Annotated in this window: 32 protein-coding genes; 16 read left to right on the top strand and 16 right to left on the bottom strand. The window is 61.3% G+C overall.

Features of this window, described 5'->3' with window-relative positions; genetic code table 11:
* Nucleotides 1-2: 2 nt before the first annotated feature.
* From paaB to QLQ16_RS08790, 3 genes are all read right to left on the bottom strand, one after another.
* The gene (gene paaB / locus QLQ16_RS08800; protein WP_283224316.1) at nucleotides 3-299 is read right to left on the bottom strand and encodes a 1,2-phenylacetyl-CoA epoxidase subunit PaaB; all 297 of its coding nucleotides are present in this window, start codon (nucleotides 297-299) and stop codon (nucleotides 3-5) included.
* Nucleotides 296-1,324: a 1,2-phenylacetyl-CoA epoxidase subunit PaaA gene (gene paaA, locus QLQ16_RS08795; protein ID WP_283224315.1), complete on the bottom strand. Its 1,029-nt coding sequence runs from the start codon at nucleotides 1,322-1,324 to the stop codon at nucleotides 296-298. The genes paaB and paaA overlap by 4 nt, the downstream gene beginning before the upstream one ends.
* Nucleotides 1,325-1,450: 126 nt before the next feature.
* Nucleotides 1,451-2,341 carry a 23S rRNA (adenine(2030)-N(6))-methyltransferase RlmJ gene (locus QLQ16_RS08790; protein ID WP_283224314.1) on the bottom strand — a complete coding sequence of 297 codons (891 nt, stop codon included), beginning with the start codon at nucleotides 2,339-2,341 and terminating at the stop codon, nucleotides 1,451-1,453.
* 195 nt (nucleotides 2,342-2,536) lie between these two features.
* On the opposite strand from QLQ16_RS08790, the gene rplM reads away from it, so the two are divergent.
* The 3 genes from rplM to erpA all read left to right on the top strand — a co-directional run bounded on the left by rplM (nucleotide 2,537) and on the right by erpA (nucleotide 3,903).
* Entirely contained in the window at nucleotides 2,537-2,968 is a 432-nt protein-coding gene (gene rplM / locus QLQ16_RS08785; RefSeq protein ID WP_053172306.1) for a 50S ribosomal protein L13, read from the top strand.
* Nucleotides 2,969-2,979: 11 nt separating this feature from the next.
* On the top strand, nucleotides 2,980-3,372 hold the full coding sequence (rpsI, locus tag QLQ16_RS08780; protein WP_283224313.1) for a 30S ribosomal protein S9: 393 nt from the start codon (nucleotides 2,980-2,982) through the stop codon (nucleotides 3,370-3,372).
* A 165-nt stretch (nucleotides 3,373-3,537) separates the two neighbouring features.
* Nucleotides 3,538-3,903 (top strand): iron-sulfur cluster insertion protein ErpA, encoded by a 366-nt coding sequence (gene erpA, locus QLQ16_RS08775; protein ID WP_090137811.1) that lies wholly within the window; start codon nucleotides 3,538-3,540, stop codon nucleotides 3,901-3,903.
* A 43-nt stretch (nucleotides 3,904-3,946) separates the two neighbouring features.
* Here the strand turns inward: erpA and QLQ16_RS08770 are convergent, their stop codons facing one another.
* Complete coding sequence (locus tag QLQ16_RS08770; RefSeq protein ID WP_283224312.1) at nucleotides 3,947-5,080, bottom strand: anhydro-N-acetylmuramic acid kinase; 1,134 nt, start codon at nucleotides 5,078-5,080, stop codon at nucleotides 3,947-3,949.
* Between the two features lie 70 nt (nucleotides 5,081-5,150).
* On the bottom strand, nucleotides 5,151-6,617 hold the full coding sequence (locus QLQ16_RS08765; protein WP_283224311.1) for a M23 family metallopeptidase: 1,467 nt from the start codon (nucleotides 6,615-6,617) through the stop codon (nucleotides 5,151-5,153).
* 138 nt (nucleotides 6,618-6,755) lie between these two features.
* Here QLQ16_RS08765 and tyrS point away from each other — a divergent pair, with 138 nt between their 5' ends.
* The 4 genes from tyrS (at nucleotide 6,756) to dbpA (ending at nucleotide 10,961) form a co-directional block, all read left to right on the top strand.
* Nucleotides 6,756-7,988, top strand: coding sequence for a tyrosine--tRNA ligase (gene tyrS / locus QLQ16_RS08760; protein WP_283224310.1), 1,233 nt, complete (start codon nucleotides 6,756-6,758; stop codon nucleotides 7,986-7,988).
* A 61-nt stretch (nucleotides 7,989-8,049) separates the two neighbouring features.
* Complete coding sequence (locus QLQ16_RS08755) at nucleotides 8,050-8,976, top strand: cation diffusion facilitator family transporter (protein WP_283224309.1); 927 nt, start codon at nucleotides 8,050-8,052, stop codon at nucleotides 8,974-8,976.
* On the top strand, nucleotides 8,973-9,416 hold the full coding sequence (dtd, locus tag QLQ16_RS08750) for a D-aminoacyl-tRNA deacylase (protein ID WP_283224308.1): 444 nt from the start codon (nucleotides 8,973-8,975) through the stop codon (nucleotides 9,414-9,416). Before QLQ16_RS08755 ends, dtd begins: the two co-directional genes overlap by 4 nt.
* 123 nt (nucleotides 9,417-9,539) lie before the next feature.
* Nucleotides 9,540-10,961 carry an ATP-dependent RNA helicase DbpA gene (gene dbpA, locus QLQ16_RS08745; protein ID WP_283224307.1) on the top strand — a complete coding sequence of 474 codons (1,422 nt, stop codon included), beginning with the start codon at nucleotides 9,540-9,542 and terminating at the stop codon, nucleotides 10,959-10,961.
* Nucleotides 10,962-11,181: 220 nt separating this feature from the next.
* On the opposite strand, the gene ybeY is transcribed toward dbpA, so the two are convergent.
* Nucleotides 11,182-11,637, bottom strand: a complete 456-nt coding sequence (gene ybeY, locus QLQ16_RS08740) for an rRNA maturation RNase YbeY (RefSeq protein WP_283224306.1) — start codon at nucleotides 11,635-11,637, stop codon at nucleotides 11,182-11,184.
* A 12-nt stretch (nucleotides 11,638-11,649) separates the two neighbouring features.
* A complete protein-coding gene (locus tag QLQ16_RS08735) occupies nucleotides 11,650-12,630 on the bottom strand; it encodes a PhoH family protein (RefSeq protein ID WP_283224305.1) in 981 nt (326 codons plus the stop codon).
* An 86-nt stretch (nucleotides 12,631-12,716) separates the two neighbouring features.
* Between QLQ16_RS08735 and ruvA the strand changes: the two genes are divergently transcribed.
* Nucleotides 12,717-13,292 (top strand): Holliday junction branch migration protein RuvA, encoded by a 576-nt coding sequence (gene ruvA, locus QLQ16_RS08730; protein ID WP_283224304.1) that lies wholly within the window; start codon nucleotides 12,717-12,719, stop codon nucleotides 13,290-13,292.
* Nucleotides 13,293-13,304: 12 nt separating this feature from the next.
* Nucleotides 13,305-14,351: a Holliday junction branch migration DNA helicase RuvB gene (ruvB, locus tag QLQ16_RS08725; protein ID WP_283224303.1), complete on the top strand. Its 1,047-nt coding sequence runs from the start codon at nucleotides 13,305-13,307 to the stop codon at nucleotides 14,349-14,351.
* 102 nt (nucleotides 14,352-14,453) lie between these two features.
* On the opposite strand, the gene QLQ16_RS08720 is transcribed toward ruvB, so the two are convergent.
* The 6 genes from QLQ16_RS08720 to QLQ16_RS08695 are packed head-to-tail and all read right to left on the bottom strand — an operon-like array spanning nucleotide 14,454 to nucleotide 18,204.
* On the bottom strand, nucleotides 14,454-15,098 hold the full coding sequence (locus tag QLQ16_RS08720) for a histidine phosphatase family protein (RefSeq protein WP_283224350.1): 645 nt from the start codon (nucleotides 15,096-15,098) through the stop codon (nucleotides 14,454-14,456).
* A gap of 5 nt (nucleotides 15,099-15,103) precedes the next feature.
* Entirely contained in the window at nucleotides 15,104-15,712 is a 609-nt protein-coding gene (locus QLQ16_RS08715) for a DUF4136 domain-containing protein (RefSeq protein ID WP_283224302.1), read from the bottom strand.
* A gap of 11 nt (nucleotides 15,713-15,723) precedes the next feature.
* Entirely contained in the window at nucleotides 15,724-16,665 is a 942-nt protein-coding gene (gene ttcA, locus QLQ16_RS08710; protein WP_283224301.1) for a tRNA 2-thiocytidine(32) synthetase TtcA, read from the bottom strand.
* A gap of 5 nt (nucleotides 16,666-16,670) precedes the next feature.
* Nucleotides 16,671-17,042, bottom strand: coding sequence for a dihydroneopterin aldolase (locus QLQ16_RS08705; protein WP_100173549.1), 372 nt, complete (start codon nucleotides 17,040-17,042; stop codon nucleotides 16,671-16,673).
* Entirely contained in the window at nucleotides 17,039-17,434 is a 396-nt protein-coding gene (locus QLQ16_RS08700; protein WP_283224300.1) for a dihydroneopterin aldolase, read from the bottom strand. The genes QLQ16_RS08705 and QLQ16_RS08700 overlap by 4 nt, the downstream gene beginning before the upstream one ends.
* Nucleotides 17,431-18,204 carry an SDR family oxidoreductase gene (locus QLQ16_RS08695; protein WP_283224299.1) on the bottom strand — a complete coding sequence of 258 codons (774 nt, stop codon included), beginning with the start codon at nucleotides 18,202-18,204 and terminating at the stop codon, nucleotides 17,431-17,433. Before QLQ16_RS08695 ends, QLQ16_RS08700 begins: the two co-directional genes overlap by 4 nt.
* Nucleotides 18,205-18,322: 118 nt before the next feature.
* On the opposite strand from QLQ16_RS08695, the gene QLQ16_RS08690 reads away from it, so the two are divergent.
* The 5 genes from QLQ16_RS08690 (at nucleotide 18,323) to trxC (ending at nucleotide 21,020) form a co-directional block, all read left to right on the top strand.
* Entirely contained in the window at nucleotides 18,323-19,420 is a 1,098-nt protein-coding gene (locus QLQ16_RS08690) for a class I SAM-dependent methyltransferase (protein ID WP_283224298.1), read from the top strand.
* An 18-nt stretch (nucleotides 19,421-19,438) separates the two neighbouring features.
* Nucleotides 19,439-19,633 carry a DUF2905 domain-containing protein gene (locus QLQ16_RS08685; RefSeq protein WP_283224297.1) on the top strand — a complete coding sequence of 65 codons (195 nt, stop codon included), beginning with the start codon at nucleotides 19,439-19,441 and terminating at the stop codon, nucleotides 19,631-19,633.
* A gap of 333 nt (nucleotides 19,634-19,966) precedes the next feature.
* A complete protein-coding gene (locus QLQ16_RS08680; protein WP_283224296.1) occupies nucleotides 19,967-20,218 on the top strand; it encodes a DUF6566 family protein in 252 nt (83 codons plus the stop codon).
* A gap of 10 nt (nucleotides 20,219-20,228) precedes the next feature.
* A complete protein-coding gene (infA, locus tag QLQ16_RS08675; protein ID WP_108324509.1) occupies nucleotides 20,229-20,483 on the top strand; it encodes a translation initiation factor IF-1 in 255 nt (84 codons plus the stop codon).
* A gap of 90 nt (nucleotides 20,484-20,573) precedes the next feature.
* Nucleotides 20,574-21,020, top strand: a complete 447-nt coding sequence (gene trxC / locus QLQ16_RS08670; RefSeq protein ID WP_283224295.1) for a thioredoxin TrxC — start codon at nucleotides 20,574-20,576, stop codon at nucleotides 21,018-21,020.
* Nucleotides 21,021-21,048: 28 nt separating this feature from the next.
* Here the strand turns inward: trxC and QLQ16_RS08665 are convergent, their stop codons facing one another.
* The 3 genes from QLQ16_RS08665 to QLQ16_RS08655 are packed head-to-tail and all read right to left on the bottom strand — an operon-like array spanning nucleotide 21,049 to nucleotide 25,015.
* On the bottom strand, nucleotides 21,049-22,302 hold the full coding sequence (locus QLQ16_RS08665; RefSeq protein ID WP_283224294.1) for a multifunctional CCA addition/repair protein: 1,254 nt from the start codon (nucleotides 22,300-22,302) through the stop codon (nucleotides 21,049-21,051).
* 4 nt (nucleotides 22,303-22,306) lie between these two features.
* A complete protein-coding gene (locus tag QLQ16_RS08660; protein ID WP_283224293.1) occupies nucleotides 22,307-22,990 on the bottom strand; it encodes a glutathione S-transferase family protein in 684 nt (227 codons plus the stop codon).
* 33 nt (nucleotides 22,991-23,023) lie between these two features.
* Nucleotides 23,024-25,015 (bottom strand): lytic transglycosylase domain-containing protein, encoded by a 1,992-nt coding sequence (locus QLQ16_RS08655; protein WP_283224292.1) that lies wholly within the window; start codon nucleotides 25,013-25,015, stop codon nucleotides 23,024-23,026.
* A gap of 9 nt (nucleotides 25,016-25,024) precedes the next feature.
* On the opposite strand from QLQ16_RS08655, the gene QLQ16_RS08650 reads away from it, so the two are divergent.
* Together QLQ16_RS08650 and QLQ16_RS08645 are read left to right on the top strand one after the other, a co-directional pair.
* Nucleotides 25,025-25,609, top strand: a complete 585-nt coding sequence (locus QLQ16_RS08650; protein ID WP_283224291.1) for a 5-formyltetrahydrofolate cyclo-ligase — start codon at nucleotides 25,025-25,027, stop codon at nucleotides 25,607-25,609.
* Between the two features lie 11 nt (nucleotides 25,610-25,620).
* Entirely contained in the window at nucleotides 25,621-26,250 is a 630-nt protein-coding gene (locus QLQ16_RS08645; RefSeq protein WP_283224290.1) for a TetR/AcrR family transcriptional regulator, read from the top strand.
* Nucleotides 26,251-26,277: the final 27 nt, after the last annotated feature.

Genomic DNA, 26,277 nt, shown 5'->3' with positions numbered 1-26,277 from the left:
GCTCACATGTGCCCGACTTCGTCGGGAATCACGTAAAAAGTCGGATGACGGTACACCTTGTCGCTGGCGGGCTCGAAGAACTCGCCTTTGTCATTGGGTTCGCTGGCCGAAATGGTGGCAGAGGGCACGACCCAGATGCTCACGCCTTCTTGGCGGCGGGTGTAAACATCGCGCGCCATTTGCAGGGCGTGCTGCGCATCCGAAGCGTGCAGGCTGCCGCAATGTTTGTGCTCCAAGCCTTGCTTGGAGCGGACAAAAACTTCCCAGAGGGGCCATTCTTTGAGTGCGGGTGTGCTCATGCTGCTTCCTTCAGTTGACGCGCTTGTTGTTTTTGGGCGTGGGCCACAGCCGCTTCGCGCACCCAGGCGCCATCGGCCCAGGCCTTGACGCGGGCACCCAGACGCTCCTTGTTGCAGGGACCGTTGCCATTGACGGTGGCCCAGAATTCGTCCCAGTCGATTTGGCCGTAGTCGTGGGCTTGACGCTCTTCGTTCCACTTCAGGTCGGGGTCGGGCAAGGTCACGCCCAGAACCTTGGCTTGGGGCACGGTGGCGTCCACAAACTTTTGGCGCAGGTCGTCGTTGCTGATGCGCTTGATGCCCCAGCGCATGCCTTGCGCACTGTTGGAGCTGTCGGCGTCGGGCGGCCCGAACATGGCCAGGCACTTCCACCACCAGCGGTTGACGGCGTCCTGCACCATGGCTTTTTGCTCGGCCGTGCCTTGCATCATCACCAAGAGGGCTTCGTAGCCTTGACGCTGGTGGAAGCTTTCTTCTTTGCACACACGCACCATGGCGCGGGCATACGGGCCATAGGAGCAGCGGCACAGCGGGATCTGGTTCATGATGGCCGCGCCATCGACCAGCCAGCCGACCACACCTACATCGGCCCAGTTGAGGGTGGGGTAGTTGAAGATGGAGCTGTATTTGGCTTTGCCGGTGTGCAGGGCGTCGAGCATCTGGTCGCGGCTGGTGCCCAGGGTTTCGGCGGCGCTGTACAGGTACAGGCCGTGGCCGCCTTCGTCTTGCACTTTAGCGATCAGAATGGCCTTGCGCTTGAGGCTTGGGGCTCGGCTGATCCAGTTGCCCTCGGGGAGCATGCCGACGATTTCGCTGTGGGCGTGCTGGCTGATCTGGCGCACCAAGGTCTTGCGGTAGGCCTCTGGCATCCACTCGCGGGGCTCGATGCGGCCATCGGCGTCGATGCGCTCGTCGAATTGGGCTTGCAGCGCTTGCTCGCTTGCGCTGGCTTGTTTGGGCACGGCCTTCAGGCCGGCGGACTTGGCGTCGTCCTGGTCGGAAACGCTGAACGATTGCGTGTACATGGGCTTCTCCTGCGCCGAACAGGATGGGATGATCGCGGCGCGGTTGCCAGTATACCAATTAACCGACCGATCGGTCGGTTAATTAAAGTTTTTCAGATCAGGACTTTCCCTGAGTCCTGGTCAGCTTCAGGAAGAGGCTTCGACTTTCCATTCCTTGCCATTGCCACGGGCCAGCGCTGGGCCGATCACTTCCAGGGCCTTGCGGAGCTGGTCTTTCAGCGTGAAGGGCGGGTTGATCACGAACATCCCGCTGGCCACCAGGCCCCCTTCGTCGCCAGGTCCGCGGCCAATCGCCAAGGTGGCGTTCAGCCAGGGCTTTTGTGCCTGATTGGCCAAGGTGCGCAGTCGGCGGGGCAAATCGTGCGCTTCGGGACGCGGGATGATCGGGTACCAGACCAAGTAGGTGCCCGTCGAAAAACGTTTGAGGTATTCCTGAATCACGTTGGCCACTTTCATGTAGTCCGACTTGATTTCGTAGCTCGGGTCGATCAGCACCATGGCGCGCTTGGAGCCGGTGGCCGAAGCGGGTGGTGGCAACAACTTCTTGAGGGCTTCGAAGCCATCCTCGCGGCTGACGGTGACGGTGCGGCCCGCTTCCAGCTGGGCGATGTTGGACATCAGGGCGCGGCTGTCGGTGGGGTGCAGCTCAAACAGGCGCAAGCGGTCACGAGATTCGTGACGCATCAGGCGCTGCATCAAAAAAGGCGATCCGGGGTAAATGCGGGCTTCACCGTTGGCATTGAAGCTGGCGATTTGTTCCAAATAGTCTTCAATGGGCTCGGGAATGGTGTCGAGTTTTTCTAAGGCGCCCAGCAATTTGAACAGGCCGTCCTGAGCCTCGGCACCTTTTTGGGAGTAATCCCCATCGAGGCGGTACAAGCCTGCGCCGGAGTGGGTGTCGATCAGGGTGATGCCGGCCTCTTTTTGCATGAGGTGGCGCATGGTGGCCAACAAGGTGATGTGTTTGAGCACATCCGCATGGTTGCCGGCGTGGAAGGCGTGTCGATAACTGAACATGCACCGATGGTAACCAATATCCCCGCAAGTCCTTGATTTTTCGTATAATGTAAGGCTTCGCAGCGTTTTGTGGTCCCGCGGCGAAGACGCCAAGCCCCTCAAAAGGCCGGCACACTCCCACCTAAGAGGCTCCCAAAAGAGGAGCACCGACCGTGGAAAAGGGCCCGACAAACCTTTCTTTCAAAGAGAAAACTCATGACAACAACTTTCAGCGCAAAACCCGCTGAGGTCGTGCACGAGTGGTTTGTGATTGACGCGACCGACAAGGTCCTCGGACGAGTAGCCAGCGAAGTTGCTCTCCGTTTGCGCGGCAAACACAAGGCCATTTACACGCCTCACGTCGACACCGGTGACTTCATCGTCATCATCAATGCTGCCCAGCTCAAAGTGACTGGCACCAAGACACTCGACAAAGTGTATTACCGTCATTCGGGCTATCCCGGCGGTATCACTGCAACCAACTTCCGCGACATGCAAGCCAAGCACCCTGGCCGCGCACTCGAGAAGGCTGTCAAGGGCATGCTGCCCAAGGGCCCACTCGGTTACGCCATGATCAAGAAACTCAAAGTGTATGGCGGCGCTGAGCACCCCCACACAGCCCAACAGCCTAAAGTGCTGGACATCTAAGGAGTCTTGAGATGATTGGTGAATGGAACAATGGCACAGGCCGTCGCAAATCCAGCGTCGCCCGCGTGTTTCTGAAAAAAGGCACTGGCAAGATCACGGTCAACGGCAAGGACATCCAAGCCTACTTCGGCCGCGAAACTTCGATCATGATTGCCAAGCAACCTTTGATGTTGACCAACAATGCCGAATCTTTCGACATTCAGATCAATGTCCACGGTGGCGGCGAATCCGGTCAAGCCGGTGCATCGCGCCACGGCATCACCCGCGCCCTGATTGACTACGACGCATCGCTCAAGCCCGTGCTGAGCCAAGCTGGTTTCGTCACTCGCGACGCACGTGAAGTGGAACGTAAAAAGGTCGGCTTGCACTCTGCTCGTCGCCGCAAGCAATTCTCGAAGCGTTAATCCGCTTTCTGGTTTTGTCCAAAGCCGCATCGGTTCGCCGCTGCGGCTTTTTTATTGGCCGTCCACTTGTGGCATACCCCCAACGTGAGTAACGTTAATGGTGCGTTGACGGGGAATAACCCACTGCGGCGCTATACTATTAGCCATTGTCCCCGGAGAAACACCATGAGCGCTGTTGCAGAAAACATCCAGACCGAAATGCCCGCACCGATTGTCTTCACCGACAGCGCTGCCGCCAAAGTGGCCGATCTGATCGCAGAAGAGGGCAACCCTGATTTGAAACTGCGTGTGTTCGTGCAGGGTGGCGGCTGCTCGGGTTTCCAGTACGGCTTCACTTTCGATGAGATCACCAACGAAGACGACACCACCATGAGCAAGAACGGTGTGTCATTGCTGATTGATGCGATGAGCTACCAATACCTGATCGGTGCTGAAATCGACTACAAGGAAGACCTGCAAGGCGCGCAATTCGTGATCAAAAATCCGAATGCCACCTCCACTTGCGGTTGCGGTTCGTCTTTCTCGACCTGATTGGACCAGTTGGCGAGCATGGCTCGCTCCAAGTCAACGGGGGTCAGCGTGGATAAAGCGCCCCCAGTACACGGGCGCCTCTGGCGCCCGTGACGCTTTGGAGGCTTGCTGTTTCGCGGCGCAAGGCCTTGAAGGCCAGCCAAGCAAAGGCCGCGGCCTCCACCTGCAGGGGCGGCAGACCGCGCTGTTCGCTATTGACCACGTCCACGTCGGGCAAGTGCGCCGACAGTCGGCGCATCAAGTGCCCATTCAAAGCGCCGCCACCGCACACGATCAGTGTTCGAGCTTCGGTGGCATGCAAGCTGACATCCATGGCACAAGCCAAGGCCGTGAACTCGGTCAAAGTGGCTTGCACATCCACCGCAGGCAGCTTGCTGAAAGTGCTCAGATGCTGTTCCAGCCAGGCCGGATTGAACAGATCACGCCCGGTGCTTTTTGGGGGTGTACGGCTCAAGAAATCTTCGCTCAGCAAGCTGTGCAGCAAGTCCGTATGGATCGTGCCTGTTGACGCCCAGGCTCCATCGCGATCAAAGGCTTGCCCGGTGTGCAGCTGACACCAAAAATCCATCAAGGCATTGCCGGGGCCGCAGTCCCAGCCTTGCACCGTGCCATTCGCGTTCAAGACGCTGATGTTGGAAATGCCGCCGATGTTCATGCTGGCCACGCATTGACCTGGGCGGCCAAACACACCCGCATGGAATGCTGGCACCAGCGGCGCACCCTGCCCGCCGGCCGCCAGGTCGCGGCTGCGAAAATCGGCCACCACATCGATGCCCGTCAACTCGGCCAGCAGCGCAGGGTTGATCAATTGAATCGTGTAACCCACAGCGGCTTGCTGCGAGGTGCCGTCGAACTCCAAGGGCCTGTGCCGCACGGTTTGGCCGTGTGCGCCCACGGCGGCAATGTCCGATGCGGTGTACTGCGCTTGTGCCAGCAGGTCTTTCACCACAAGTGCATAAAGGCGTGAGATCGTGTTGCCCGCCAGTGCGCTGCGGTGCAGCTCGTCAGGCCCGCTTTGATTGAGCACCATCAGGGCCTCGCGAAAAGACGCCTCAAAGGGGGTGAACCCGTGGGCCAGCACCTGCATCTGCCCTTGCTCGTCGATGCGCGACAGCACGCCATCCACGCCATCCAGTGAGGTGCCCGACATCAGGCCAATAAAAAGATGGGAAGACATGGGGCGTGACACGGGTGGGGGTGAATAAGCCCGTGATGATGCCATCAAAAAAGGGCCCGAAGGCCCTTTCTCACTGCTCGCTGGTGTCGCGCATCTGCGCGGCCGCTTGCAACTGGGATTTGGCGTATTTCACCGAGGCATTGAAGCGGGCCATCGAGGCCGGTGAAACCGGTGTACTTTGGGCTTGCTGGATCACGCTCTGGGGATCCACGTGCACGCCGTTGACACGGAATTCAAAATGCAAGTGGGGGCCGGTGGACCAGCCGGTGGAGCCCACAGCGCCGACAGTTTGGCCTTTTTGAATGGTTTGACCTGGGCGCACGTGGATGCGGCTCAGGTGAGCGTAAACGGTCGTGTGGTTGCCGCCGTGGCGAACGATGACCACATTGCCAAATCCACCTTGCACGCCAGCAAACTCGACCACGCCATCGCCCACAGACATGGCTGGCGTGCCGGTCGGAGCTGCATAGTCCACGCCGTTGTGTTTTTGCAAGGTCTGGAATATGGGGTGCAAGCGCATGCCCATGCCACTGGTTTTGCGAGAGAAGGCCACGGGCGCAGCCAGGTAGGCACGGCGCAGGCTCTTGCCGTCCAGGGCGTAATAGCTGCCTTTTTGGCCGTTTTCTTGGAACCAGATGGCTTGGTACAGCTTGTTTTCGTTGTTGAACTCGGCACTCAACACGCGCCCTGTACGAATGGGCTCTCCATCGGCTTCGAGCACTTCATAGACCACCGAGAAGCGCGCACCTTTGCGCAAGGTGCGGTGAAAGTCGATCTGGCTCGAAAAGATGTCGGTCAGTTGGCTGATGATGGCGTCCGGCAAGCGGGCCTCATCAGCGGCGGCATACAAAGAGCTGGCCACGGTGCCACCGGTCATGCGCACGCTGGTGCTCAATTCGGAAGACTCTTGGCTCGCTTCCAAGCCTTTGTCGGTGCGTTTGACCACCAGACGCTGGAAGGCCGTATCGTTTTCGTTGCTCAACCAGCGCACGCTCAGTTGGCGCAGTTGCTGTTGGTTGTTGACTTCGGCTGAAACGGTGCGGCCAGAGCGCAGCAAGGCTTGCTTGGCCAAGGGGTTTTTGCGCAAGAAAGCGGCCGCTTGCGTGTCCACCACGCCCATTCGGCGCAGCAAGCTTTCAGGGGTGTCCGATGACCGGGTCAGGTCCGTGCGGATCAAGTTCAGCACGTGTTGGTCAATGGCTTGTGCCTGGTCAGCCAGACCAGCCACGGTCACTGGGGTGGTCACGCTCACCACAGGCTGGTCTGAGATGTCCGGCCCCAGATTGGCGATGGCGAAAGCACCGCCGCCACCGGCCAACAGGACGGAAGCCAAGCTCAGGCCAATGGCCTTGGGGTGGCGCATCAGGCCTTGGCGGATGGCGCCCAGGGCCTGAGCCAGCTGAGGGTGTTGACCGTCAAGCCAAGTCAAAGCACGCTGCGCTGCAGACAGGCCCGCGCTCAAGGCGGCAGTGCCTTGAAGCAAAAGCGAGATCGTCAGAGCGCTCAGTCGAGCTTTGAGGGGGTTCAAAAAAGTCATCAAAAGAAAACTGTTGGCCACAGCGGCATGCGCTGCGGCTCAAAAAACGGGAGTAGCGTACCTTCCACCTAAAATGGAGGGGTCGGCAAGGTACTGATTTTACCGCCCGAGCCCCCTTTGACGCCAGAAAAACCCCTTATGAATCAAGCGCTTGTTACAAAATTTCCCATAACGGATTCGGTTTCGAATGCTTTAGAAGTCACTTTGCGCGGCTGCGAGGAATTGATCCCCAAAGAGGACTGGCTGCAGAAATTGGCCAAATCCGAAGCCACAGGCGTGCCTTTGCGCATCAAATTGGGTTTGGACCCCACAGCACCCGACATCCACATTGGCCACACCGTGGTGCTCAACAAAATGCGCCAGCTCCAAGACCTGGGGCATCAAGTCATCTTCTTGATTGGTGACTTCACCAGCCTGATCGGCGACCCCTCGGGCCGCAACAGCACCCGCCCGCCGCTCACGCCCGAGCAAATCAAGCTCAATGCCGAGACCTATTACAAACAAGCCAGCCTGGTGCTGGACCCGACCAAGACCGAGATCCGCTACAACAGCGAATGGTCCTTGCCCTTGGGCTCGATGGGCATGATCCAGCTGGCGGCCAAATACACCGTGGCCCGCATGATGGAGCGCAACGACTTCCATGACCGCTTCAAGGCGGGCACACCGATCTCGGTGCACGAGTTCTTGTATCCGTTGATGCAAGGTTACGACTCGGTGGCGCTCAAGTCCGATCTGGAGTTGGGCGGCACCGACCAGAAGTTCAACCTGCTCATGGGCCGCCACTTGCAGGCTGAATACGGGCAAGACCAGCAGTGCATCTTGACCATGCCTTTGCTCGAAGGCCTGGACGGCGTGGACAAAATGTCCAAGTCCAAGAACAACTACATCGGCATTGCCGAAGAGCCCAACACCATGTTCGCCAAGGTGCTCAGCATCTCGGACACCCTGATGTGGCGCTGGTATACCTTGCTGTCTTTCAAGACCATGGCCGAGATCGAAGCCTTGAAAAAAGAAGTCGAAGGCGGTCGCAACCCCAAAGACGCCAAAGTCATGTTGGCCAAGGAAATCACGGCACGTTTTCACAGCGCAGCCGCTGCCGATGCGGCCGAGCAGGACTTCATCAACCGCAGCAAGGGCGGCGTGCCCGATGACATCCCCGAGGTGGCCTTGTCCGGTGCACCTTTGGGCATCGGCGCTTTGCTCAAGTCGGCGGGCCTGGCGCCGTCCACCACAGAAGCCGGTCGTTTGATCGAAGGCGGTGGTGTGCGTGTCGATTCCAGCGTGATCAGCGACAAGGGCCTCAAGCTCGAAGCCGGCACCTACGTGGTCCAAGTGGGCAAGCGCAAGTTCGCCAAGGTCATCTTGTCTTGATGGCCGGCTCTGTGCGCTGGCGCACCCATGGCGTGAAGACTCGGCGGAGTATGCTCAAAGCATGAAACAACTCGATGCCTGGATGAACCCCAAGCGCATGCTTTGGGCATCGGTGGTGGTGGCCTTGATCACCATCGGTTTGAAAACCCTGGCCTGGTGGCTCACCGATTCGGTCGGGCTGTTGTCCGATGCGATGGAGTCCTTGGTCAACCTGGCCAGCGCGGTCTTTGGGCTGATGATGGTCACCGTGGCCGAAATGCCGCCTGACCAAGACCACCCCTACGGCCACCACAAGGCCGAATATTTTTCATCGGGCTTTGAAGGCATTCTGATCATCGTCGCGGCGCTGGGCATTGTCTGGGCCGCCGCTCACCGCATTTTTGATCCGCAACCGCTGGAACAAGTTGGCTTTGGCCTGGCCCTGTCGGTGGGCAGCTCGGCTCTGAACGGCTTGCTGGCCTGGTTGATGTTTCGGGCCGCCAAACAACACCGCTCGCTGGCGCTAGAGGCGGATGCCCGCCACTTGGTGACCGATGTCTGGACGTCCGCTGGCGTGGTGATCGGCATTGGCCTGGTCAGCGTCACCGGTTGGTTGTGGCTCGATGCCTTGGTGGCCATTGGCGTGGCGCTAAACATCCTCAAGGAAGGTGCGCACTTGGTCTGGGAGTCCTCGCAGGGCCTGATGGACGAAGCCGTGGAGCCCGAAGTGCTCACGCAGATCCAAACCGTACTCGAAGGCTTTGCCCACCACCGGGGTGATGTGGAGATCATCCGCTTTGACCATCTGACCACCCGCAAAGCCGGCCAACGCCGGTTTGTGGACGTGCACATGCACATGCCTGCCAGCTGGACCTTGGGCCGCGCTGCGGCGCTGCGCACCAGTGTCGAGGAAGCGCTCATGAGCGAGGTTCCTGGCCTTCGCGCCAGCATCCAGCTCTTGCCCAGCGATGTGGAAGCGCACTTTGACGATCCGCGTGACCTGAAATGATCGCCGTCTTGCAACGCGTGAGCGAAGCCTGTGTGCGGGTCGATGGCCAAGCCATTGGCCAAATCGGCGCCGGCCTGTTGGTGCTGCTGTGCGCTGAAAAAGGCGACACCGAGGCTGTGGCCGACAAGATGCTGGCCAAGATGCTCAAGCTGCGCATCTTTGGCGACGAGGCCGGCAAGATGAACCGCAGCCTCCAAGACATCGGCGGCGGTCTCTTGGTGGTGAGCCAATTCACCTTGGCCGCCGATGTGGCCGGTGGCAACCGCCCGAGCTTCACGCAAGCTGCGGCCCCCGACGAAGGCCGCCGTCTTTACGAACACTTTGTGGCACAGGCCATGGCAGCGCACCCGATGGTGCAAACTGGGCGCTTTGCCGCCGACATGAAAGTCTCGCTGGTCAACGATGGCCCCATCACCATCCCGATGCGCATGACGGCTTGAGCTGAGGCTCTTGCGCCTCGGTCATCGCTGAACACCGATCAGCTTCCACGGTTTCAAGCCTCTCGCATGGGGCATGTTGGCGCTGAATGCCGCTCGGCGATGCAAGCCGTCGATAATCCCCGCATGACTGCAACTTCTTCTGCCGCGACCCCGACGTCCAAGTCGGCTCGCTTCGACCAGCTTGCGCTGGCTTCTGCCACCCTTCAAAACCTCGAGCAACTGGGCTATGCCCAGATGACCCCCATCCAGGCTGCCACCTTGCCCCTGACTTTGGCGGGGCAAGACCTGATCGCCCAAGCCAGCACCGGCAGCGGCAAGACGGTGGCCTTTGGCCTGCCCCTGATCGAGCGTCTCCAAAGCGCAGGCTCGCCCAGCGCCCCGGTGCAGGCGGTGATCTTGTGTCCCACACGCGAGTTGGCCGACCAAGTGACGATGGAAATCCGACGCTTGGCGCGTGCACGGCAAAACGTGAAAGTGGTCACCCTGTGCGGCGGCGTGGCTTTGCGCGGCCAGACCGTGAGCTTGGAGCACGGCGCCGACATCGTGGTGGGCACACCCGGCCGCATCTTGGACCACCTCGAGCGTGGCTCGCTCAGCTTGGCGGGCGTGAACACGCTGGTGCTGGACGAAGCCGATCGCATGTTGGACATGGGCTTTTTTGACGACATCGCCAAGGTGGTGCGCCAGTGCGCCAAGGACCGACAGACCTTGCTGTTTTCGGCCACCTACCCCGAAGGCATCGACAAGCTGGCCGCGCAATTCATGCGCCAGCCGCAGACCATCAAGGTCGAGGCGCAGCACAGCGCACACAAGATCCGTCAGATCTTTTTTGAAGTGGCCGAGCACGAGCGTTTGCATGCGGTGTCCAGCATCCTGGCGCATTACCGCCCCGAGCGTACGCTGGTGTTTTGCAACACCAAGCAGCAATGCCGCGATGTGGTGGCCGTGCTGCAAGCGCAGGGCCTGAGCGCATTGGCTTTGTATGGCGAGCTCGAGCAGCGCGAGCGCGACCAAGTGCTGGTGCAGTTTGCTAACCGCAGTTGCTCGGTGCTGGTGGCCACCGATGTGGCTTCGCGCGGGCTCGACGTGCAAGGCCTCGAAGCCGTGATCAACGTTGACGTGACGCCTGACCCCGAAATTCACATACACCGCATTGGCCGCACGGGCCGTGGCGATGCCGAAGGCCTGGCGCTGACTTTGGCCAGCATGGACGAGATGGGCTCGGTCGGCAAGATCGAGGTCTTGCAAGGCCGCGAGTCCGATTGGCAGCCTTTGTCCATGCTCACGCCCACAGCCGGTGGCCCTTTGCTGCCGCCGATGCGCACTTTGCAGATCGTGGGCGGTCGCAAGGAGAAGATCCGCGCGGGCGATGTGATGGGCGCTTTGGCTGGTGAGTGCGGCCTGACCCGCGAGCAGGTCGGCAAGATCAACGTGAACGAATTTTCAACCTATGTCGCGGTGCAGGCCGATGTGGCCAAGAAGGTCGAGGCGCAGTTGTCTCGGGGCAAGATCAAGGGCAAGACGGTCAAGGTGCGGTTGATTTGATTTTTTCAAAACGGTGAATGGGGGGATGCGGCGGGCTCCTCATACTGCGGGTACACAGAAATCGTCGCCCGCCGTATCCCCCCATTCACCTGAGTGGTTGTTCAAAAAATCAGGCTTGCATGTGGTGCACCACGGTGTCGGCTTGGGTGGGGCCGGGTGACGATTTGTCGGTCCCCCGTTATGAGGAACCCGGCCCCACCCAAGCCGAGACCTCACAAATTCACCGATAGGGGTTACGCAAGCCCAACTCCGCCAAGATGTCGATCTCGTAGGCTTCCATTTCTTCGGCATCGGCCTCGCTGGTCTCGTGGTCCCAGCCCTGGGCGTGCAACGTGCCATGCACCAGCAAGTGTGCGTAATGCGCCGCCAACGTCTTGCCCTGCTCTTTGGCCTCACGCGCGACCACCGGGGCGCACAGCACCAAGTCGGCCATCACCACAGGTTCCTGCGCATAGTCAAATGTCAGCACATTGGTGGCGTAGTCCTTTTTGCGGTAGCTCTTGTTGAGCTCGCGGCCTTCTTCCTCGCCCACGATGCGCACTGTGATTTCGGCGTCATCGGCCAAGGCATGGCGAATGGCGCGGCTCACCGCATGGCGGGGCAGGGCGGCGCGGTGGCGGGCTTTGTACGGAAAGTCGCCAAATTGCAGCGAGAGTTGGAGTTTTTGCAGAGCCATGAATGTCGGTTTTCAATCGTCAGTGGGCAAAGGCTTGCGGCGGGTGCTGATGCCGGCGCGCATGACCGCGCTGCCTTGGGCTTCGTAGGCGTCCACGATGCGGGCCACCAGGGGGTGGCGCACCACATCGGCACTTGAAAAGCGTGTGAAAGCGATGCCCTTGACGCGTTTCAAAACGCGCTCGGCATCGATCAGGCCAGACAGCTGCCCTTTGGGCAAGTCGATCTGGCTCACGTCGCCCGTGACCACCGCCTTGGCGCCAAAGCCAATGCGTGTCAAGAACATCTTCATTTGTTCGGTGGTGGTGTTTTGCGCTTCGTCCAAGATGACAAAGGCGTTGTTCAGCGTGCGACCGCGCATAAAGGCCAGTGGCGCGATCTCGATGGCGTTGCGTTCAAAGGCTTTTTGCACTTTGTCGTAACCCATCAGGTCGTACAGCGCGTCATAAAGAGGTCTCAAATAAGGGTCCACCTTTTGCGACAAGTCGCCTGGCAAAAAGCCCAGGCGTTCACCGGCTTCCACCGCCGGGCGCGTCAGCACAATGCGCTGCACGCTGCTGCGCTCCAGCGCGTCCACTGCGCAGGCCACCGCCAAATAGGTCTTGCCCGTGCCGGCTGGGCCAATGCCAAAGCTGATGTCGTGGGTGGCGATGCTCTCCAGATAGGCCGCCTGCACGGGGGTGCGGGCCTTCAGGTCGGCGCGGCGGGTTTGCAGTGCGGGCAGATCGGCCTCTTCGCCCGCGCTGTCGCCCACCAACATGAGTTGCACCATGTCGGGCGAAATGGGTCGGTCGGCCCGCTCGTAAATCGCCTGCAATATCTCCATGGCCCGCATGGCCACCGCCTTGGGGCCGTCCACCTTGAACTGCTCGTGGCGGTGCGCGATGCTCACTTGCAGTCCCGCTTCGATGGTGCGCAGGTGCGCGTCCATCGGGCCGCACAGGTGCGACAGCCGGGTATTGTTGTGCGGGATGAAGGTGTGTCTGACGATCAAGTTGATAATCCTAGGTGAGCGCGTTGCCGGGTCATCGGTCAGCGCGCATTTTCTCCCATGATAGGCATTTGAAAGCACCCCTTTCCATGATTGGCAAACTGACCGGCATCCTGAGCGACAAGAACCCTCCCGAGGTGATCGTGGACTGCCATGGCGTGGGCTACGAGGTGAATGTGCCCATGAGCACCTTCTACAACCTGCCCGCCACCGGTGAAAAGGTCAGTCTGGTCACGCACTTTGTGGTGCGCGAAGACGCGCAAATCCTCTACGGCTTTGCCACCTTGAGCGAGCGCGAGGCCTTTCGCCAGCTGATCAAGATCTCGGGCGTGGGCCCACGCACAGCACTGTCTGTGCTGTCGGGCATGAGCGTGGCTGATCTGGCCCAGGCCATCACCAGCCAAGAGGCGGGCCGTTTGGTCAAAGTGCCGGGCATCGGCAAAAAAACGGCCGAGCGACTTTTGCTGGAGCTCAAAGGCAAATTGGGCGGCGACCTGGGCGGATTGTTCGCCGTCAACGCCAGCGATGCGACCAGCGACATCCAGCAAGCCTTGATGGCGCTGGGCTACAGCGACAAGGAAGCGGCTGCCGCCCTCAAGAGCCTGCCCGCCGATGTGGGCGTGAGCGAGGGCATCAAGCTGGCGCTCAAGGCTTTGAACAAATAAACGAGGCAAGTCATGAGCATCCGCACCGACGACTTTTTGCCAGAGCCCACACCCCGAGTGGTGTCTGCCGCGCCTGTGTCGCACAGCGAAGAGGCCATTGAACGCGCCCTGCGCCCCAAGCTGCTCGACGAATACGTGGGCCAGGTCAAGGTGCGCGAGCAGCTGGAGATTTTCATCAGCGCAGCCAAGATGCGCGAGGAGCCGCTGGACCATGTGCTGCTGTTTGGCCCGCCTGGTTTGGGCAAGACCACGCTCTCCCACATCATCGCGGCCGAGCTGGGCGTGAACCTGCGCCAGACCAGTGGCCCGGTGCTTGAAAAGCCCAAAGACCTGGCCGCGCTCTTGACCAATCTGGAGCGCAACGATGTGCTCTTCATCGATGAGATCCACCGCCTGTCGCCTGTGGTCGAAGAAATTTTGTACCCTGCCCTCGAGGACTACCAGATCGACATCATGATTGGCGAGGGCCCGGCGGCCCGCAGCATCAAGCTCGATTTGCAGCCCTTCACCTTGGTGGGCGCCACCACGCGGGCGGGCATGTTGACCAACCCGCTGCGTGACCGTTTTGGCATCGTGTCGCGGTTGGAGTTTTACACCCCCGAAGAGTTGAGCCGCATCGTGACCCGCAGCGCGGGTCTGCTCAAAGCCCCGATCGACCCCGAAGGCTCTTTTGAAATTGCCCGCCGTTCACGCGGCACGCCGCGCATCGCCAACCGCTTGCTGCGACGGGTGCGCGACTATGCCGATGTCAAAGGCGACGGCACCATCCACAAGGCCATTGCCCAAAAGGCCTTGGTCATGTTGGACGTGGACCCCGAAGGCTTCGACCTGATGGACCGCAAACTGCTGGAGGCGGTGATCCACCGCTTTGACGGCGGTCCGGTGGGCTTAGACAACATCGCCGCCAGCATCGGCGAAGAGCGCGACACGATCGAAGACGTGATCGAGCCGTATTTGATCCAGCAAGGCTATTTGCAGCGCACTCCGCGCGGTCGCATGGCCACCTTGGCCGCGTTCCGACACTTGGGCGTGACGCCGCCCAAGTCCTTTGGGCAGTGATGAGGGCTGGGTAGGTTGGCGCTTCAGCTGCGACGGTTCCCATCCTCCATCAATCCATGTCGGGGCCAAAGCCGATGACATGCGGGTGCGGGCCATGCCAGTTCAGGCGGTCGTTTCGTCTTGGCCCAGCGCATCCAGGTGCGAGGTGTCGCCCCAGCCCACCAGAGACAGGCCTTGCGGCGTCCACAACAGGCGGTTGACGGCGGTGTTGGTCAGCTGCCAGGTGCGCGGCGCTTGCAGGTCCAGGCGGGTCGCCGCGCGGTAGAGGATGTCCATCACCCCGCCATGCGCCACCATCACGATTTGCTGGCCGGGGTGGCGTGAGGCCAAGGCGTCCACCGTGCTCAAAATGCGTTCGCGCAGCATCACCAAAGACTCGCCGCCGCCGGGCGGCACCCATTCGGGTGTGCGTTTGCGCCAGTGCCAAGCGTCGTCTGGCAATTGGGCTTCGATCTCGGCAAAAGTGCGGCCTTGAAAGTCACCAAAATGCCGCTCGCGCAAACCGGTGTGCGCTGTGACGGCTTGGCCCATGGCCTGCGCAATGGCACTGGCCGTGGTGTGGGCGCGCGACAAATCGCTGGCATACACCGCATCGACCGCGTCACGCAGCGCCAAGGCCTGGCCCAGGTGCTGGGCTTGCCGCAGTCCCACCTCGTTGAGCGGAATGTCCAAATGACCCTGGATGCGGGTGTCCACATTCCAGGCGGTCTCGCCATGGCGGATGGCCAGGATGCGCGTGGCTTCCATGGCGTTCAACGGGGGATGTCGATGTTCACCCGGCGAAGACCGGCGGGCGGGTTCGGGAAATTGGCCAAGGCGGCCTGAAAGAGCGTGGCAAACACGGGCGTGCTGTCGCTCCAGACGCCATCGTGCATGGCGCGGGTTTCGTAGACCACTTGGCCCGATCTCAGGTCGCGCATGAGCAGACTGACCTCCCGGCGGTACTGCGTGGGCGGGGGAAAGCGCATGCCCATGCCCAGGCCCATGTGGGGGCCCACGCCACGACCGACCGAGATGCTGCCGTAATAAGGCGACCAAGCGCCCGGTGGCAAAGGGCGACCCCACGCGTCCGCCAGGTACTGTGTGCCCGCAAAGCCCACCAGCACGCTGATCTGCGCGTTCGCGTCGTCTCGCACCAGGCCCACGGCCGTCATGGCCGCTTCGGCCTGTTGCTCGGCCAACCCCGCTTCGGGGTTGTTGGCTTGCGAGGGCAGTCGCTCAAAACGGTATTTGGCGCCTTGCAAATTCATGCCCGCAGGCGCGGCCGAGACCGACACCACGTCGCTGTCGATCCGGCGCACGGTGGCGCAGCCCGACAAAAGCCCCACAAGCAAAACACTGCAAAGCCAAACCATGCGCATGAGCGCCTCCCTTATGAAATCGAAATCACCTGAATGCCTGGCAATTGGGCTTCGGTGAATTCTTCTTCGTCAAATGCCTTGTCGCCATCGTCGGATTCGATGCCGGTGATTTTCAAGTCTTTGAAGCCATGCAGCTTGGCGTCCATCAGGTGCGAGGGCACCACATTTTGCAAAGCCGCAAACATGTTTTCAATCCGGCCCGGGTGTTTCTTTTGCCACTCGCGCAGCATGTTGCCCACTTGCAGCCGCTGCAGGTTTTCTTGGCTGCCACACAGGGTGCAGGGGATGATGGGGAACTGTCGGTGCTCTGCCCAACGGATGAGGTCCGATTCGGCCACATAAGCCAGCGGACGGATCACCATGAACTCGCCGTTGTCACTGACCAGTTTGGGGGGCATGCCCTTGAGCTTGCCGCCAAAGAACATGTTCAAGAAAAAGGTCTGCAGCATGTCGTCGCGGTGGTGGCCGAGCGCCAACTTGTTGCATTTGAGCTCGCGCGCCACGCGGTACAAAATGCCCCGGCGCAGACGCGAGCACAGGCTGCACATGGTCTTGCCTTCAGGGATCTTGTCTTTCACGATCGAGTAGGTGTCTTGTGTCTCGATGTGGAACTCCACACCCAGCTCTTTCAAGTATGCGGGCAGGATGTGGTCGGGAAAGCCTGGCTGCTTTTGGTCCAGGTTGACCGCCACCAACTCGAAATCCACCGGGGCGCGGGCCTTCATCTTGAGCAGGATGTCCAGCATGCCGTAGCTGTCTTTGCCGCCCGACATGCAGACCATGATGCGGTCGCCCGCTTCGATCAGGTTGAAGTCGGAAATCGCTTGGCCCATCTGGCGGCACAGGCGCTTTTCGAGTTTGTGGGTTTCGCGCTCAATTTTGACGGCCTTGGCGGCCTCTGATTCGGCTTGTGCTTGTACCCATGCGTTGTCTGCTGCTGTGTCTGTGTTCATGAGGTTCACCACTGTCCGGTTTCCATGCGAATGGCCACTTCGCAGTCTTCAAAAATTTCAAGTTTGGCAATCTTGACGCGCACCCCCAAAACACCCGGCAGTTGCATCAGGCGGTTGGAGAGTTTGCCGATCAGCGTTTCCAGAAGGTTGATGTGCTCGGCGGTGCATTCATCGATGATGATCTTGCGCACCTTGCGGTAGTCCAGCACCGAGTGGATGTCGTCGTCGCTGGGCAGCAAGGGCTGCGTGCCCAGGTTCAGCTCGGCATCCACTTGAATTGGCTGTGGATCGGTTTTTTCGTGTTCCAGGATGCCCAGGTTGGCGTCAAAGCGCAAACCGGTCAGCTCCAGGGTTTGGTGTCCGGCTGGGGTTTTCATGTCGGAAGTTTGGTCTGAAAGATTTCAACCCCGACGGCTTCGCAGTCCGGGTACACATCGGGTTTGCAGCTCGACAGGCGCACCGCCTGCACCTGCGGGTGCGCGATCAGCTCGCGCATCAAGTCATCGCACAAGGTTTCCTGCAAAACGATATGGCCACGCGCCACACGCCGGGCAATCACCTCGCGGATGAAGTCGTAGTCCACCACCTCGGCCAGGTCGTCTTGCGTGGGGGTGGATGCGCTGTAGGGCACGAACAACTCCACATTGAAGACGATGCGCTGGGGGCCGAGCTTTTCAAAGTCGTGCGCGCCGATGCGCACGTCCACCGTGTGGTTGCGCAAAAACAGGCGGCGGCAGTTCAGCGCCAAATCGGTCATCAGGTCGCTCATGCCTTGTCTTTCGCGTCGGCCAAGAACATCACGTCACGTGCCAAAGGCACCAGGTGTTGGCCGTTGTCCACACAGACCGTGGTGCCGGTGATGCAGGGGTTTTGCGCCAAAAACAGGCAGGTCGCCGCCACCTGCACCGGGTCGATCGGCTCACGCAAGAGGTTCACGCGGCTGGCGCGGTCAAAGTTCTCTTGGGTTTGCGGGCCGCTCAAAAACATCAAGCCCGGCGCCACGCCACACACCCGCAAAGGGGCCAGGGCTTGCGCTTGCAAAGCCACCGAACGCTCCAGCGCCAATTTGGAGACGGTGTACGAAAAATAGTCGGGGTTCAGGTTGAACACCTTCTGGTCCAAGATGTGGACCACGCTGCGCTGGCCGGGCAGGGCCTTGGGCGCAGCTTGCTGAGCCATCAGGGATGCCAGGGCCAGCGGCGCGATCAGGTTCACTTCCAGCTGCTGGCGGGTGCCGTTCGGGTCCATCGCGGCCCCAGTGTCGGGCTCGAACAGCGAGGCGTTGTTCACCAGGCAGTCCAGCGGCCCAGATGTCTGGGCGATGTGGTCCACCATGCGCTGCACATCGGTGCTTTGGGCCAGGTCGGCTTGCACCAAGTCCACTTGAGCGCCTGCCGTGCGCAGTTCGGCTTGGAGTGCGCGGGCGGCATCGGCAGAGCGTTGGTAGTGGCACCACACGCGCCAGCCCGCCGCCGCAAATTGGCGGACGATCTCTGCGCCCAGGCGTTGAGCGCCTCCGGTGACCAGAACTTGTTTCATGTCGTGCGGGCAAAGCCCCGTGGGTGAGAGGTGGTAAGCCCTGAATTATCGGGCAAGCCGCCCCATCCAGGGCGGGCCCGCACCCAAGACCCCGCGCGGCTTGGGCGACAATCGCAGTGTGACGACGCCCAACACCTCCTCTGAATTGAACCTACGCATCCACCAAGCCATCGCGCAAGCGGGCGGTTGGATCGGTTTTGACCGTTTCATGGCCATGGCGCTGTACGAGCCGGGTCTGGGCTACTACACCAACGCCCTGCAAAAGTTCGGCGCCATGCCTTCGTCAGGCAGCGATTTCGTGACCGCGCCCGGTTTGACCCCCATGTTTGGCCACACCCTGGCGGTGCAGGTCAAACAGGCCTTGCAAGCCACCGGCACGCACGAGGTTTGGGAGTTTGGTGCTGGCACTGGCGCCTTGGCCTTGCAGCTGCTGGACAGCCTGGGCGATGCCGTGACGCGCTACACCATCATCGATCTGTCGGGCACCTTGCGCGCTCGCCAGGCCGATACCTTGGCGGCACACGCCCACAAAGTCCGCTGGCTGGACGTCTGGCCTGAGGCCATCGAGGGCGTGGTGGTGGGCAACGAGGTGCTCGACGCCATGCCGGTGCAGCTCTTGCAGCGCACAGGCGGGGTTTGGCATGAGCGGGGTGTGGTCAGCGCAGGCGATGCTTTCGCTTGGGAAGACCGGCCCACCGACTTGCGCCCGCCAATGGCCATCGAGGGCGAGCACGACTACCTGACCGAAATCCACCCACAAGGCGAGGCCTTCATCGCCAGCTTGGCCGAACGGCTCAAAGCGGGCCGTGGCGGCGCGGCTTTTTTCCTGGACTACGGTTTCCCGGAGGGTGAATACTTTCACCCGCAACGCCACATGGGCACCGTCATGTGCCACCAGCTGCACCAGGCCGATGCCGATCCGCTGGTGGCCGTGGGCCAAAAAGACATCACCGCCCACGTCAATTTCACCGGCGTGGCGCTGGCCGCACAGAATGCCGGGCTGCACGTGCTGGGCTACACCAGCCAAGCTTGGTTCTTGTTGAACCTAGGGCTTGCCGAACGCATGGCCGAGGCTTCTCTGGCCGAGCGCAGCCAGGCCCAACGCCTGGTCAACGAGCACGAGATGGGTGAGCTGTTCAAGGTGGTCGGCCTGGCCACTTCGGACGCCTGGATGGCCCAGGGCTTTGAGCGGGGTGACCGCTCGCACCGGCTGTAAACCGTTTCAAGGCCGCCCATGTTCCGTTGGCTCATCGTCGTATTGCTGGCCCTGATCATCTTCAGTGGTTTGCAGCCCTGGCTGCAAAAGCTGGGCTTTGGTCGCCTGCCGGGGGACTTGCGTTTCCGCCTGTTCGGGCGCGAGTGGTTCATCCCGATCACCAGCACCTTGCTGCTGAGCATGCTGGCCGCTGCGATTGCCAAGTGGCTGTGAGTGGGTGCGCACAAACGCTGCAAGCCTGAACGTGTTACAGTGCGTCACGCCATTGGCGACTTATGCCCATCTAGCTCTTCGCGAGCCGATAGCGCATCCCGGCAGAGGGATGCCAGTCTTGTCCTCCACTGTGCACATCGCCCGCCATGCTTTTCAAAGCTGGGCCCAGACGATTTTTTGCTTCCTTTTGATGCACCTCTGCACGGTGCACTGTGGTCCACACCGCGTGGATTGATCGGAGGCGCATTTGGCAGCAGGACGTGCCAAACCCCAGCCCACAAGACCGCCCCGAAGAGGCAGGAAAAGCGGGCCGACCTCCATTAGATAAAATCCATGTCGATTCACCATTGTTTGCACAAGTCCATCTCGATGGGCAAGTACCGAATCCAACCTTGCTCCCGGGCGCTGCCCAACGGGGCTTTTGGCGCGCAAGTGTCTGTGGCCAGTGGCCGCGGAAGCGCCAGCACCGACCGCGTGATGCGGTTTGTGCCCGAATTTGCAACGCCTGCCGCTGCCAGCCAGTACGCCCTCGACGAGGGTGTGCTTTGGGTGCAACGTCAGACGTCCAACCTCATTTTGTTTTGAGAGAGAACTCATGGCTAAAGAAGAACTGATTGAATTGATGGGCGTGGTCAACGAAGTGTTGCCCGACACGCGTTTTCGCGTGACCTTGGACAACGGCCACCAGCTGATCGCCTACTCGGCCGGCAAGATGCGCAAGAACCACATCCGTATCCTGGCCGGTGACCGCGTGACCTTGGAGCTGTCGCCTTACGACCTGAGCAAAGGCCGCATCAGCTTCCGCCACCTGGCCGGTCGCCCCCCCATGACCCCACGCACCCCCCGCTGAGGTTGCCGGGCGGCCCTTGCCGTCCTTTTGCAAGAGCTCTTGAAGCGCTGGCCATGACCCCCACGTGTTCTTGAACACAGGAGTTATCTCATGACCGTATCCGCCGAGGCCTTGCACATTGTTTGTCCGCATTGCCACACCACCAACCGGGTGCGTGTGGCCGATATGCACAGCCGCCCCGACTGCGGGCAATGCCACAAAACCCTGTTTGATGGCCATCCGCTGGCGCTGGACTCTGACTCTTTTGACCGTCACATCGGGCGCAACCACTTGCCCGTGCTGGTGGACTTTTGGGCCCCTTGGTGCGGCCCCTGTCGCATGATGGCCCCGGCTTTCGAGCAAGCGGCGCAGATGCTGGAGCCGCAAATGCGCCTGGCCAAACTCAACACCGAAGAGGCCCAAGCCATCGCCGCCCGCTTCAACATCCGCAGCATCCCCACGCTGGCGCTGTTTGTCGGCGGCAAAGAAATCGCCCGCCAAGCCGGTGCCTTCCGCTCGGCAGCCGACATCGCCCAGTGGGCGCGTTCGCACTTGTGAGTGACCCTGGTCGGGCCTGAGGGCCGACCTACGGATACAGGTTTCGGATGGCTTGAACCCGCGCTTGGGTGATGCGATCGCCAATTTGCGGGCCCTTGAGGCCTGCTTGCGCGGCCGCTTGGGCAATGGGGGCCGTCTCGATCGACAGGGCTGCTTGTTGGGCCTTCAACAGCCTGCTTGCTTGTGAATAAGCCGCATCGGCAAACCCCAGTCGCCCCCGCGCATCGCATTCACACGCTTGCAGCACCCGCGCAAAGCGCTCGGGCTGGCGGATGGCGTCGCAGCGCTCCAACAGGCGCATCAGGGCTTCGGCATTCAAATCGTCGCTGCGGTGGATGTTGCCGTGTTCACGCGCCACCACCTCAGCCAGCTCTTTGCAGTCGCTGGGCACCCGCAGGCGATCACACACTTTGAGCAAAAGCTTCACACTGCGGCCCTCGTGCCCAATGTGGCGCGGCAGCACGTCGGCGGGCGTGGTCCCTTTGCCCAAGTCGTGCAGCAGGCAAGCCACGCGCACGGCCAGCGGGGCGTTCAATTGCGCGGCCATGTCCATCACCAGCATCATGTGCACGCCGGTGTCCACCTCGGGGTGGTGTTCGGCGCGTTGGGGCACACCCCAAAGACGGTCCAGTTCGGGCAGCAGGACTTTGAGCGCGCCGCATGCGCGCAGCACCTCGAACATGCGCGAGGGCTTCTCACTCATCAGCCCCTTGGCCAGTTCCTGCCAGACGCGCTCGGGCACCAGATGGTCCACTTCACCGTCCTCGACCATCTGGCGCATCAGCGCCATGGTTTCATCGGCGACAGAAAAGTCTGCAAACCGCGCGGCAAACCGCGCCAGCCGCAAAATGCGCACCGGGTCTTCGGCAAAAGCGCCGGTCACATGCCGCAGCACCTTGGCTTGCAAATCGCGTTGCCCATGAAAAGGATCCTCGATCTGGCCCGTCCAGGCACTGGGGGGCTCGTGCGCCAGGGCCTCGATCACGGCCATGGCGTTCACGGTGAGGTCGCGCCGGGCCAGGTCTTCTTCGAGCGTCACGCTGGGGTCGGCCTGCACCGCAAAGCCTTTGTAGCCACGGGCCGTCTTGCGCTCGGTGCGGGCCAGGGCGTATTCCTCGCGGGTTTGGGGGTGCAAAAACACCGGAAAGTCTTTGCCCACCGGCGCGTATCCCAAAGCCGCCATCGCCTCGGGCGTGCTGCCCACCACCACCCAGTCGCGGTCCTGCACGGCCAAGCCCAGCAAGGCATCGCGCACAGCTCCCCCGACGGCGTAGGTTTTCATGGCCTTAGCGCTGGAGCCGGAAAGGCTCTTCAAAGTCGATGAAATCTTGTTCGGCCAAAGCGCCGTCGATCCAGGCTTTCACGCCGGGCAGGGCGCACACGCGCGCCATGTAGGCGGCCACATCGGTGGGCACCGGCAGAGCATAGGTTTTCAGGCGCATCACCACTGGGGCAAAGTAGGCATCGGCCACGGTGAAGTGGCCAAACAGCATCGGGCCACCGTGTTCCTGGAGCAGGCCGCTCCACAGGCTGCAGATGCGCTCCAGATCGGCGCGCACCGCGGGCTTGTCGCGCAGTGCCAGTGCGCCCACATCGGGCAGCTGGGCCTCGATGTTCATAGGGCAGGCGCTGCGCAGGCCCGTAAAGCCGCTGTGCATTTCGGCGCAGATGCTGCGGGCCCGTGCACGGGCGGCGCGGTCTTGTGGCCACAGCTGCTTTTCGGGAAACTGCTCGGCCACATATTCCGCGATGGCCAGGGTGTCCCACACCGCCAGGCCGTCGTGCACCAGCACGGGCACCTTGCCCACGGGGTTGATGTCCTTGAGCGCTGCTTTGAACTGCGATGTCGACCCAAAGCCGTCGAAGCGAACAAAGACTTCTGCGAAATCAATGCCCGCTTGGCGCAGCAGCACCCAGGGGCGCATGGACCACGATGAATAGTTTTTGTTGCCGATGTAAAGCTGGATCATTTTTTCCTCCCTGTGTTTTTCTGCGTCAGACCGTCATGGCAAATCGGTGTTGACTTCGACCAAAGCTTTGTTGCGCGGGCCCACTTGCCCCAGACGGCTTTTGAGCGACTGAGGCTGGCGCGTCAGGATCGCCGCGTAGTTGGTGGTGTTGGACAGCACTTTCTTCACATAGTCACGTGTCTCTTGAAACGGCACGTTCTCGGCCCAGATGGCCGCTTCCAGCACGGGGCCGTTGCGCCAATTGCGCGAACGGCTGGGGCCAGCGTTGTAAGCAGCGGCCGCCAAGGCCATGGAGCCTTCGAAGTCGTCGAGCACCAGCTTGAGGTAGCCGGTGCCAATGGCCACGTTGACTTCCTTGTCGGTGATCTGGTCGGGTGTGAAGCTGGTCAGGCCGATCTTTTTGGCGGTCCATTTGGCGGTGGCCGGCATCACTTGCATCAGGCCCGAGGCGCCCACATGCGATCGGGCATCCATGATGAAGCGGCTTTCTTGGCGGATCAGGCCATACACATAGGCCGGGTCGAGTTTGATCTCGCCAGCGCGACGCACCACGATGTCGCGCAGGGGCATCGGAAAGCGTTGGTCAAAATCGATCGCCTCTTTGGTGCGGTCGCTGGTGTTGATGCAGCGGTCCCACACCTGGCGTTGGCAGGCCAAGTCGGCCGCAGCCAGCAGCTCGCGGTCGTTCATGCCGCCGGGGGTGTGCAAGTTGGTGCTGTAGTTCCACTCGCGGTTGCCCTCGGCCCGCAGGCCGATGCCGATGGCATACAAGGCCCTTTGCAGGCCGGGGTTGGCTTGGGCCTGTGATTTTTCGGGCGCTGTCAAAGCCACAGGGCGATCGGGCACGGTGATGCTTTGGCCCAGTTCCTCGAGGGCGAGTTGTTCGTAGAAGCCCCGCACACTGGCGATGCTGCGCAACAGGTTTTGGGCTTCTTGTTTTTGCGCGGTATCGTTGCCAGCCGTGGCCAGCAGAGCGCGGGCTTGCCAATACGTCCAGGTGGGGTCCTTGCGGGCTTCGGGTGACATGGCTTGTGTGGCACTGAGCACCTGTTTCCATTGGCCCATGCGCAAAGCCGCGCGCACTTTCCAGCCCAGCAGGTCATCGTTCAGGTCGCTGTCTTTGCGCACATTGGCAAAGTAGCTGCTGGCGTTGTCCTGCAGCTTTTGGGCGGCCTGTTTGCCAATCACGGCCCAGGTCCAGTTGCGTTCCTCGGCACTCAGCTGGATCTCCCAGCGGTGGTCCAGCAATTGCGCAGCTTTGTCCGGGTCGCTGGCGGCCAGGCGGATCAGGGCCAGCACCGCCAGTTCTTTGCGGTTGCGGGTAATGGCGATGATGCGTTTGTCCAAATATTTGGCCGGATCGGCATGGATCAAAGCCACTTGCTCGGACAAACGGGGAGCCTCGATGTCCACCGCCGCTTTGGCGGGTGCCGGGCGGTTGGCGTCCATGGCAATGCGGGCCTTGCGCCACAAATCGACACCATTGATCTGCTTGCCCGAGTGCAGGTGCTCGGCCACATAAGTGCAGCCGTCTTCAGCTTCGCGCAACGAGTACCAAAGCCGCTTGGCTTCTTCGGTCACATTGGCTTTGCTGTTGATGGCCTCGGTCACCAGCGCGTAGCAACGCACTTCGCGGTCGTCGCGCATGCGGTAGTACGGGTATACGGCGGTGAATGTGGCCCAGTCGCGGCGGCGGCCCAATTGCAGCAGCCAGTCGGTGCGCAGGCGGTCTTCGTAATAAGTTCCTGCGTAAGTGGTCAGGAAATTGCGGATCTCAGACTCCGAGGCCGTGTCCAGGCGTGGGCGCAGTTCCCAATAGGCAGCCAAGGGCTCGAGCACATGGCCTCGGGCTTGTGGCAGCAAGGCGCTCAGGCGGGCCTTGTCGTTTTTGCGGAAGGCCTGAGCCATCTCCAGCAGGGCCTCGTCGCCCTTGTTTTGCGCTTGCGCAGGAAAACAGGTCAGGCCGGTCACGGCCAAGGCGCCAACCAATGTCAGAATCTGTGTCAGTTGCTTGAATAGGTGCATGGGTTGATTATGGACAAAGCGGACGCCAAGAAAGCCTTGCGAAAGGCCCTGATCGAAGAAAGATTGAACCTGCCCGACCGCCTGGCGCGTGCCGAGGCTTTGCAGCGCGTCATGCGCATTTGGCTGTTCGACCGCCCCGACACCGTGATCGGCGCCTACTGGCCCATCAAGGGCGAGTTTGACCCGCTGCCCGTTTTGCACCGCTGGAAAGAAGACGGCGAGCTGCACGGCGAGCCCCAGCGCCGCCGCATCGGCCTGCCGGTGGTCAACAAACAGCACAAGACCTTGACGTTCCACACCTGGTACCCCGGCTGCCCCATGGAGGAAGACGCCTACGGGATCCCCAAACCCAAAGACACCGAAGTCATCGTGCCCACCTTGTTGTTTGTGCCCTGTGTCGGCTACGGCATTGGCGGCTACCGCCTAGGCTATGGCGGCGGCTTTTACGACCGTACCTTGGCCACCTTGCAACCCAAGCCCTTCACCGTGGGCCTGGGCTACACGCAAGGCTACGTGGACGACTTCGAGCCCGAACCGCACGACGAGCCGCTGGACGCCATCTTGAACGACAACGGCGTTGTGTGGCCCGTTTGAACTGAAACACCATGGCCCGCCCTAAATCCGCCTCCCACGACATCAAGCGCGACGCGATCCTCGACATCGCGGCGCAGTGCTTTGCGCAAAGCAGCTACCCCGCCGCCAGCATGAATGAGATTGCCGCCGCCTGCGGCACCTCCAAAGCGCGTCTGTACCACTATTACGAGAGCAAAGAAGCCATCCTTTTTGACTTGTTGGACCGCCACACCCAGCGCCTGCTGGGGCTGATCGCGCAGACCGAGGCCACCGCCCAGCGCAAAAACCTGGACGACCGCGCCGCCCTGCACGAGCTGGTGCGCGCCTTTTTGCAAGAGTACGAAACCTCGGCCACGCGGCATGCGGCCTTGCTCAACGACACACAGTTCTTGAGCAACGCACCCGATGCTGCCTTGGGTGCCGCACCCGTCTCGGCCCGCGAGTTGATCCTCAACCGCCAGCGCGACATCGTGGCCGCTATGACCCGCTTTCTCAAGCGGGCCTACCCGCAGCGCTTGACCCCCGCCAACCAAACGGCGGTCACCATGATGCTGCTGGGCATGATCAACTGGACCTTCACCTGGTTGCGTCCGGGCGGCTCCATGAGCTATGCCCAATTCGCTGAAGAAGTGGTGGCCATGCTCGAAAAAGGCCTGGGCTGACCATTTACCAATCCGTAACGCATTTCG

Source organism: Limnohabitans lacus (genome assembly GCF_030053395.1).
In the GTDB taxonomy this organism is placed as follows: Bacteria; Pseudomonadota; Gammaproteobacteria; order Burkholderiales; family Burkholderiaceae_C; genus Limnohabitans_A; species Limnohabitans_A lacus.
Note: the sequence above shows the minus strand (reverse complement) of the source record. Positions and strands in the feature narration are given on the sequence as shown.